Annotated in this window: 6 protein-coding genes; all 6 read left to right on the top strand. The window is 68.0% G+C overall.

From position 1 onward, the window contains the following. The first annotated feature begins 48 nt into the window (after positions 1-48). Positions 49-2,403, top strand: a complete 2,355-nt coding sequence (locus ACHWRX_RS02100) for a PAS-domain containing protein (RefSeq protein ID WP_394657913.1) — start codon at positions 49-51, stop codon at positions 2,401-2,403. Positions 2,404-2,429: 26 nt separating this feature from the next. Continuing rightward, positions 2,430-2,885 carry a tRNA (adenosine(37)-N6)-threonylcarbamoyltransferase complex ATPase subunit type 1 TsaE gene (gene tsaE, locus ACHWRX_RS02095; RefSeq protein WP_394657914.1) on the top strand — a complete coding sequence of 152 codons (456 nt, stop codon included), beginning with the start codon at positions 2,430-2,432 and terminating at the stop codon, positions 2,883-2,885. Beyond that, a complete protein-coding gene (locus ACHWRX_RS02090; protein WP_394657912.1) occupies positions 2,852-3,862 on the top strand; it encodes an aminoglycoside phosphotransferase family protein in 1,011 nt (336 codons plus the stop codon). The genes tsaE and ACHWRX_RS02090 overlap by 34 nt, the downstream gene beginning before the upstream one ends. Beyond that, on the top strand, positions 3,859-4,584 hold the full coding sequence (locus ACHWRX_RS02085) for a nucleotidyltransferase family protein (protein WP_394657911.1): 726 nt from the start codon (positions 3,859-3,861) through the stop codon (positions 4,582-4,584). Before ACHWRX_RS02090 ends, ACHWRX_RS02085 begins: the two co-directional genes overlap by 4 nt. Positions 4,585-4,662: 78 nt before the next feature. After that, positions 4,663-7,644, top strand: coding sequence for a double-strand break repair protein AddB (gene addB, locus ACHWRX_RS02080; RefSeq protein WP_394657910.1), 2,982 nt, complete (start codon positions 4,663-4,665; stop codon positions 7,642-7,644). Next, on the top strand, positions 7,641-8,920 hold a 1,280-nt coding region (locus ACHWRX_RS02075), incomplete at its 3' end, for a UvrD-helicase domain-containing protein (RefSeq protein WP_394657909.1). The genes addB and ACHWRX_RS02075, both read left to right, overlap by 4 nt.

Raw genomic sequence — 8,920 nt, 5'->3', positions numbered from 1 at the left:
ATCCAACCCATTGTCATAGCCTGACGCGCGCTCCATAGCCGGAAGCTGATGGACCAGGACCGTATCCTACCTGTGCTGCTCGGTTTGCTGATGGCGGCATGGACGCTGGCGGCGGCTTGGGCGATCGTCGTCTCCCGCCTGCGCCAGCGCAAGGCCGAGGCGAACCAGCGCTCCGCCCGTCGCCTGGCGCGCATGGTGGAGGAATCGCCGGCGCTGCCGCTGCTGGTCCGCACCGATGGCCGGATAGAGGCCTCGCCCCGGCTGGCACAATGGCTGGGGCTGGATGGCGTACCGCAATATCTTAGCGAACTGGACGGCGGTGACCGCGGATTGGATGCCGAAGCGCTGGCGCATCTGACGCAGGCGGTGCTGCGCACGCAGAAGACCGCCACGCCCTTCCGGATGGTCGCCACGCCGATGGGTTCCAATCGCAGCCTGGCACTGCGCGGGCACTTGGCGGACCCGCAGGTATCACCGGGCGGCGCGGCGCTCGTCTGGGTTTTCGATTTCAGCGACAGCGAGAGCGAACTGGTCACCCTGCGCCAGGAAGCGGCACAGGCGCGGGGGGATTTTACCGCGCTCGTCTCGCTGATCGAGGCCGCGCCGATGCCAATGTGGTTCCGCCGGCCCAATGGCTCGCTGCGGCTGGTGAACTCAGCCTACGTGGCCGCCGTGGCGGGCGACAATGCGACCCAAGTGGTCAAGGATGGCGTCGAACTCATCGAGATGGTGGACGGCCTCACCGCTGCGCAAGTCGCGATGCAGGCCGCCGTCAAGGGTACGCCGATCGAGCGGCTGGTCTCGGTAACGATCGACAACCAGCGCCGCGCCTATCGCGTTCACGATCTGCCGCTCGGCAGCGAGGGCGTGGCGGGCTATGCGGTGGATGTCGAGGATCTGGAAGAGATGGCGCGCGCCTTCCGCGCCTTCCGCGAGGCGCAGCGATCGATGCTGGATCAGCTTTCGGCCGGTGTCGCCCAGTTCGATGCCAAGCGACGCCTGACCTTCGCCAATCGTCCGTTCCAGAGCTTGTTCAAGATCGCGCCCGCCGCGATGGCCGATCCGCCCGCGTTTGAGCGTTTGCTGGATGCCGCGCGTGATAAGGGCCGCGTTCCCGAAGTGCGAGATTTTCCAGCTTGGCGGCGCGAGCGGGCGGGCTGGTTCTCGGCCAACGAGACGCAGGAAGAGGCCTGGCCACTGGCCGATGGCACGCACTTGCGCATCGTGGCGCAGCCGGTGCCCGATGGCGGCCTTTTGCTGATCGCCGAGGATCGCACCGAGCAATTGCGCTTGTCCGCCGTGCGCGACACGCTGCTGCGCACGCGCACCGCCACGTTCGACAGCTTGTTCGAATCCATCGCCGTCTTCGCGCCGGATGGGCGGATGCAATTGTGGAACCGGCGCTTTGCTGCGGACTGGGGCCTGGAAAGCGATTTCTTGGACACGCACCCGCATGTCGAGGCGCTGCTGGGCAAGATTTCCCCTCGGCTCAAGACGCCGGCGCAAGTCAAGATGGTGGGCGACGTGGTGCGCGCCGCCACGCTGGATCGCGCGCAGACCGATGGGCGGATCGTGCTGGAGGATGGCCGGACGCTGGCATTCACCGGCGTGCCGCTGCCGGATGGCAATGGCCTGCTGACGGTTTTGGACATCAGCGATTCGCAAAATGCCGAGGCCGCGCTGCGCGATCGCAACATGGCGCTGGAAGAGGCGGACGCGGTGAAGACGCGGTTCCTGGCCAACATGAGCTATCAACTACGCACGCCGCTCACGTCGATCGGTGGGTTTGCCGAGCTGCTGCAGGCGGGTGTCGGTGGCGAGCTGAGCGAATCCGGAACCGAATATGTGCAGGCCATCATCGATTCGGCGGAGCGGCTGGGCGAGCAGATCGAGACGATCCTGGACTTGTCGCAAAGCGAGGCCGGGTTGCTCCCCCTCGCGCGCGAAGACGTGGAACTGATGCCGCTGATCCGCACGCTGGTGGAGGAACGCTCCACCCGCATCAGCCGCGCCGGGCTGACGCTGGACCTGCAAGGCAGCAACCTGATGGGCACGATCAAGGGTGATCGCCGCCGCCTGGCCCGGGCGTTCGGCCACCTGCTGGACAATGCCATCGCCGCGACGCCGGAGGACGGGCGGATTCTGGTCCAGGTCGCGCGGGAGCGGCAGAACGGCCGCAGCGTGGCGCAAGTGGTGGTGTCAGACAACGGCCCCGGCATGGCCAAGGACGTGCTCGCCAGCGCGTTGGATGGCGTGAAGATCAGTGACGACGGCACTACGATCGAACGCCGGCAGGGGTTGGGTCTGCCACTGGCGCGCCAGTTGATCCAGGCCCACGGCGGCACGTTGCGTCTGTTGTCGGAGCCGGGGCAGGGCACGGCGGCGGTCGTCGAACTGCCGTGAAACTGCTCTTGGGCGACCTCACGGCCATGGAGCGCCTGGGCGCGGCCATCGCCGCCGTCTTGCGGCCCGACGATGTGGTGGCGCTCTCCGGTGGGTTGGGCGCGGGCAAGACCACGCTGGCGCGCGCCGTGGTCGCCGGGTTGGGGCATGCGGGCGAGGTGCCGTCACCCAGTTTCGCGATCATCGAACTGTACGAGCCGCCGTCGGTCCGTTTGCCGGTGGTGCACGCGGACTTCTATCGCCTGGCCGATCCGGCTGAGGTGGAAGAGATCGGCCTGGACGACTATCGCCAGGGCGCGGCGCTGATCGCCGAGTGGCCCGAACAGGCGGGCGGCTTCGCGCACGAGGCTGGTTGCCTGTCGATTACGCTGCGTCCTGAACAAGAAGATGGGGGCGGCGGCAGGATCGCCGTTGTCGAGGGTGGGGGCGATTGGCTAGAGCGCCTGCCATGGCTGATGCAATCGATACCCCCAGCACCGTGAGTCTGCCCGGCGGCGTTCACGCATTCCTCGCTCGGGCCGGCTGGTCCGACGCGGCGATCGAGCCTCTGCCCGGGGATGCCTCGTTCCGCCGCTACTTCCGCATTCGGCGCGATGGCCGCACCAGCCTGCTGATGGACGCGCCGCCCCCGAACGAGGACCCCGCGCCGTTCCTGCGCGCCGCGCACTGGCTGGATGACAACGGGATGCGCGCGCCTCATATCCTGGCCGAGGATGCCGCCAAGGGTCTGGTCCTGCTCGAGGATTTCGGCACCGACCGCATGCGCGACTATCTGGATACGCACCCTGCCGACGAGATCGAGGTCTATGGCGGCGCGATCGATGCGTTGGTGCAGCTTCACCGGCTGCCGCCGGGGCCGTTCCTGGACTATTCCTTGAGCGAATACCTGCGCGAAGTGCGTCTGTTCACCGACTGGTACTGCCCTGCGCAGAACCTCTATGCCGATGCGGCGGGATATACCGCGGCGTGGGAGGCTACCCTGGCCGACCTGCTGCCCCGCCAGCGCCCCGGTGTAACCGTTCTGCGCGATTATCATGCGGAAAACATCATGTTGCTGGGCGCGCTGAACCGGCAGGGGCTGCTGGATTTCCAAGACGCGCTGGTGGGCCATCCGGCCTATGATCTGGTCTCTTTGCTGCAGGATGCGCGGCGCGATGTTTCGGCGGAAGTAGAGACGGCCATGATCGAGCGCTACTTGTCGGCAACCGGCGCTGACCGGGAAACTTTCCTCGCCGATTATGCGCGGCTGGGCGCACAAAGGAACATCAAGATCGTGGGCATTTTCGTGCGGCTGTGGAAGCGCGACGGCAAGCGGCGCTACCTCGACTTGATCCCGCGCGTTTGGCGGCAGCTGGAACGTGACTTGTCCCACCCGGCGCTTGCGCGCGTGGAGGAATGGTTCGCGGCTAACGTGCCCGCAACCTTGCGCCAGGCCGACGGCGGAGCGTTCGCGGCATGAGCGCGCCGCTCGCCAGCGACACCGCGATGGTCCTTGCCGCCGGGATCGGCAAGCGGATGCGTCCGCTGACCGCGACGCAGCCCAAGCCTCTGGTGCGCGTCGCCGGCAAACCGCTGATCGACTATGCGCTGGATCAACTGGGCGCGGCTGGTGTCAGCAAGGCGGTGATCAACGTCCACTACCTGGCGGATGCGCTGGAAGCCCATCTACGCGGCCGCCGGAGCAAGGCTCCGGCCACGATCGTCTCGGATGAGCGCGAACTGCTGCTGGAAACCGGCGGCGGCATGGTGAATGCCAAGGAGATGCTGCCCGATCCCTTTTTCGCGCTGAACAGCGACAACATCTGGGTTGATGGGCCGCGCAACGCCTTCACCGAGCTCTCCGCCGCCTGGGATGCCGAGCGGATGGACGCGCTGCTGCTGCTGGTGCCGCATGCGCGCGCGCTGAACTACAAGGGCAAGGGCGATTTCCACTTGGACGGCATGGGCCGGGTTGCGCGGCGTCGTTCGGGGCGGATCGCGCCGTTCATTTACTCGGGCATCCAGTTGGTCTCGCATCGGCTGTTGAGGGATGCGCCGGAGGGCGCATTCTCCACCAATGTCCTGTGGAATCGCGCGATCGAGGAAGGGCGGCTCTACGGAGTGTCGCATACTGGCGTGTGGTTCGAAGTGGGTGATCCAGGCGCGATTGCTCCGACCGAGGCGTGGCTGACGCGTGCGTGATCGCTTTTGATCAGTTGGATTGGCCCGATGTCACGCGGATGACCACGATCGGCACTGAGTCCGGTACGGGGTTGCTTTTTGCCTGATCGCGGCGCCCCCCAGATATATTCCATCGCGGCGCATCGCGGCTTTGCCGATGCGCTCGTCGCTGGTCTTGTGCCGCGTTACGCAGAGCCCGATTTCGGCCTAGCGCGCCTGACCTTGCTGCTGCCCAGTCGCCGCGCGGTGCGCACGGTGACTGAGGCGATGATCCGGCACTCCGGCGCGGGAATGCTGCTGCCGCGCATGGCGGTGGTGGGCGATATCGATCTGGACGAGACGCTGGGCCCGCTGCTCGATCCGCTGGGCGCGGCCGATGTTCCGCCCGCCGCCGATCCGACGCGCCGCTGGCTGCGCTTGGCTGACCACTTGCGCACCGTTGAGGGGGATGAAGCGGGCGAGGGGCCGGCGTTGCTGCGCCGCGCGTTCGAGATCGGGCGGACGATGGATCGTCTCGCCGTGGAAGGCATTGCGCCGGTCGATCTCATGTCGGATGAGGTTATCGGCATCGTCGGCGAACTGGCCGAGCATTGGCGCGATGCCACGCGCACGTTCCTGATGGTGCAGCAATACTGGATCGCCGATCTCGCCGCGCGGGGCGAAGTGGACGGACCGGAGCGGCGCAATCGCTTGTTCGACCATGCCGCCCAGCGCTGGATCGTGGCCGCCCCGGCCAGCCCGATCGTGGCGGCGGGCGTCACCAGTGCCTCGCCCGCCCTGGCGCGCTTGCTGCGCGTAGTCTCTCAATTGCCGCGCGGTGCAGTGATTCTGCCGGACCTGGACCTTTCGCTCGACACGGAAGTCTGGGCAGCGTTGGGCACGGCCGGCAGTCCTGCCGAGCCGGGCGATCCGCCGTTCGGCCGGGGCGATGCCGTGGCGCATCCGCAATATCATCTCAAGCTGCTGCTGAACCGCATGGGCATTGCGCGGGATGAGGTACAGCCCTGGCACCGTGCGGGCCTCGCCGCCGCGCCGCCAGAGCGCAGCAGGGCAATCTCCAACTTGTTCCTGCCCGCGGAGCCATCAGCGCGGTGGAACCGCCTTGAGGCGAAAGAGCGCCGCCTGGCCGGGGTTCGGCTAATGGAAAGCGCTACTCCCGCGGGTGAGGCAAGCGCGATCGCCGTTTTGATCCGGCAAGCCCTGGAAGTGCCCGAGCGGCGCGTTGCGCTGATCACGCCGGACCGTAACCTGGCAGGCCGCATCGTCGCGCAACTGGCGCGGTGGGGCATTGTCGCGGACGATACGGCGGGGCGTCCCCTGCCCCAGACGGCGGCGGCGCGCGTGTTGCTGCTGCTGGCCGAAGTCATTGCCGAGCAGGCTGCGCCGGTGCCGCTGATCGCCTTGCTGACGCATCCTCTGGTGGCTGCGGGGGAAGGGCGCGCGGCCTGGTTGGAGAATGCGCGGACGCTGGACCTCGCGCTCAGGGGGCCGCGTCCCGGACCGGGGCTCGCGCCGCTGCGGGCCAAGGCCGAAGCATCCGACCTGCTCGCGTGGTGGGCGGGGGTGGAGGCCGTGCTTGCGCCGCTGATGGCACTGAGCGCGCAAACCCCGCTAGCCCAACTGATCGACGCGCTGGCCGCCGCCGGAGAAGCGCTTTGCGGTGAAGGCCTTTGGAGCCGCCCGGATGGCCGCGCCTTGGCGCAATTCGTGGAGGAACTGCGCGAGGCGGCGCGGCAGGTCAACACGCGCCTCGATCCGGCGGACCTCCATTCGGTGCTGCGCGATGCGATGGATCGGGTTTCGGTCAGGCCGCCATGGGGCGGCCATCCCCGCGTTTCGATCTATGGCCTGCTGGAAGCGCGCATGAGCCGCGCCGATCTGGTCATCTGCGGCGGGCTGGTGGAGGGCATCTGGCCTGCAAGCCCCACGCCCGACGCGTTGCTACCGCCTGCGCTGCTGCGCGCGCTGGGCGTGCCGGGCGCAGACTTTCGCATCGGCCTGTCCGCCCACGACCTTGCCGCCGCGCTGGGTGCGCCGGAAGTGTTACTCAGTTGGGCGCGGCGGGACGAGGGTTCGCCGGTCATCCCCTCGCGCTTCGTGCTGCGCGTGAAAGCCATGCTGGGCGACAAGGCGGCGCGGGATATGGCCGAGCAGGATGCCGTCCGGTTGGCCCGCATGCTGGACGATCCTCCACCGGCGCCGCCCTATCCCCGGCCGCGGCCGATGCCCGATGATGCGCAGCGCAAGGTGGCGCTTTCCGTCACCGGGCTCGATCGACTGCGCGGCGATCCTTACCAGTTCTACGCCAACGCGATCCTGCGGCTGCGGTCGCTGGACGGCCTGGATGCGGAGCCCAGCGCTGCCTGGAAGGGAACGGCGGTGCACGCCATTCTCGATCGCTGGCACAAGGCGGGCGAGCCGGCCGGCATGCTGCGCGTCACCGCCGAGACCGTGATGGACGAGATGAGCGCGCACCCCTTGATGCGCGCCCTGTGGCGGCCGCGGCTGCTGGCCGGGCTCGACTGGATCGGCGAAGAGATCGCCAGCCAGCGCGGCGAAGGGCGCGTGGGCCTGGCCACCGAGGCGGACGGCGCGATCGACTGGCGCGGCGTGCGGCTTCATGGCCGGGCCGACCGGATCGACCGTTGCGCCGATGGCAGCCTGGCGGTGGTGGATTACAAGACCGGCCAGCCGCCCTCCGCCCGCCGCGTGGAGGAGGGGTTCGCGCTGCAGTTGGGGCTGATCGGCCTGATCGCCAGCCGGGGTGGCTTCAAGGACATCGCGGGCGAGGCGGAGCGTTTCGAATACTGGTCACTCGCCAAGGGCCCGGGGCAGGATCGCTTCGGTTACTGGGCGGAGCCGGTGCTGGAAGGCACGAAGAAGTCTGGCATCCCGCGCGATCGTTTCCTGGCCAAAACTGCGCGGTATCTCGATGACGCACTGGACCGCTGGATCTTGGGTGACGAGCCGTTCACCGCGCGGCTCAATCCCGACCTTCCCGGCTATGCCGACTATGATCAGCTGATGCGCCTGGACGAATGGATCGCGCAGCTGGGCAGCCGGACGCAGGACCCGGCATGAGCACGCCGCACAAGCTGCACGGCAGCCAGATGCTGGCGGTGGAGCCGCAGGACACGGTCTGGCTCTCCGCCTCGGCCGGAACCGGCAAGACGCAAGTGCTCTCATCACGCGTGCTGCGCCTGCTGCAGCAGCCGGGCGTCGACCCGTCGCAGATCCTGTGCCTTACCTTTACGAAGGCGGGCGCGACCGAGATGGCGGCGCGCATCAACGAGAAGCTGGCCCGCTGGGTCCGCCTCAGCGATACCGAGCTTGCAGCGGAACTGCAGGCGATCGGGGCGGATTTCCGGCCGGACGCACTGCGGCATGCGCGCACGTTGTTTGCCGCCGTCCTCGACTCGCCGGGCGGGGGGTTGCGGATCGATACGATCCATGCGTTCTCGCAGTGGTTGCTGGCAGCGTTTCCGCTGGAGTCCGGGTTGCTGCCCGGCACCCGGCCGATGGAGGATCGCGAGCGAGTGTTGCTCGCCAGGCAGGTCTTGGCCGACCTCCTGGTCAGTGCCGAGGCGGACCCGCTGGGTGATCCGCAACTGCTGACCGCCGTGTCCGACCTCTCGCTGCGGTTGGGGCCGGATGCGGTGCAGGCGTTCCTCCTGCGCTGCGCGTCGGCACGGGAGGCGTGGTTCGGGCCAGGCAGTTGGCAGGAGCCGATGCGGCCCCACGTGCTGCGGCTGCTGGGCCTGCCCGGCGATGCTGATGAAGACTGGCTGGCCACCAAGCTGGGCGACGATGTCTTTGATACCGCGTCCCTGCGGCAATGCCTGGACGTCAATCGCGGATGGAAGGCCGCTACCGGGCAGAAGACCGCCGAAGCCATCGGCGCATGGCTGGCGGGCTCCTTGACGCAGCGGCGTGAAGGTCTGGCTGCGCTGGCCGACGTGTTCCTGACCAAGAAGGGCGAGCCGCGCTCCATCACCTCGCTCGAAAAGCTGGACCCGGATTACCCGACGTTTTGCTCACGCGTGATCGCCGGTTTGGCGGAGGTCAGCCAGACCGCGGCGATGCTCGATCTGGCGGAGCGGCTGGTGCCGGCGCTGCGCCTTGGCCGGGCTTTTGCACTGGCCTGGGACGAGGCGAAGAAGCGTGAAGGTCTGATCGATTTCGACGACCAGATCCGCCAGGCCGCAGCGTTGCTGGGGCGGCGCGAACTGTCGGACTGGATACGCTACAAGCTGGACCGGCGCTTCGATCATATCCTGGTCGACGAAGCGCAGGACACCAACACCGCGCAGTGGGACATCGTCTTCGCCATGGCCGAGGAGTTCTGGGCGGGCGAGGG

This window comes from uncultured Novosphingobium sp., from assembly GCF_964277725.1.
Taxonomy (GTDB): Bacteria; Pseudomonadota; Alphaproteobacteria; order Sphingomonadales; family Sphingomonadaceae; genus Novosphingobium; species Novosphingobium fluoreni.
This window is presented reverse-complemented; position numbering and strand designations above follow the sequence as displayed.

Excerpts from the sequence above, each read along its gene's own strand:
- ACHWRX_RS02100 (WP_394657913.1), top strand. The coding sequence starts at position 49 with ATGGACCAGGACCGTATCCTACCTGTGCTGCTCGGTTTGCTGATGGCG.
- tsaE (WP_394657914.1), top strand. The coding sequence starts at position 2,430 with ATGGAGCGCCTGGGCGCGGCCATCGCCGCCGTCTTGCGGCCCGACGAT.
- ACHWRX_RS02090 (WP_394657912.1), top strand. The coding sequence starts at position 2,852 with ATGGCTGATGCAATCGATACCCCCAGCACCGTGAGTCTGCCCGGCGGC.
- ACHWRX_RS02085 (WP_394657911.1), top strand. The coding sequence starts at position 3,859 with ATGAGCGCGCCGCTCGCCAGCGACACCGCGATGGTCCTTGCCGCCGGG.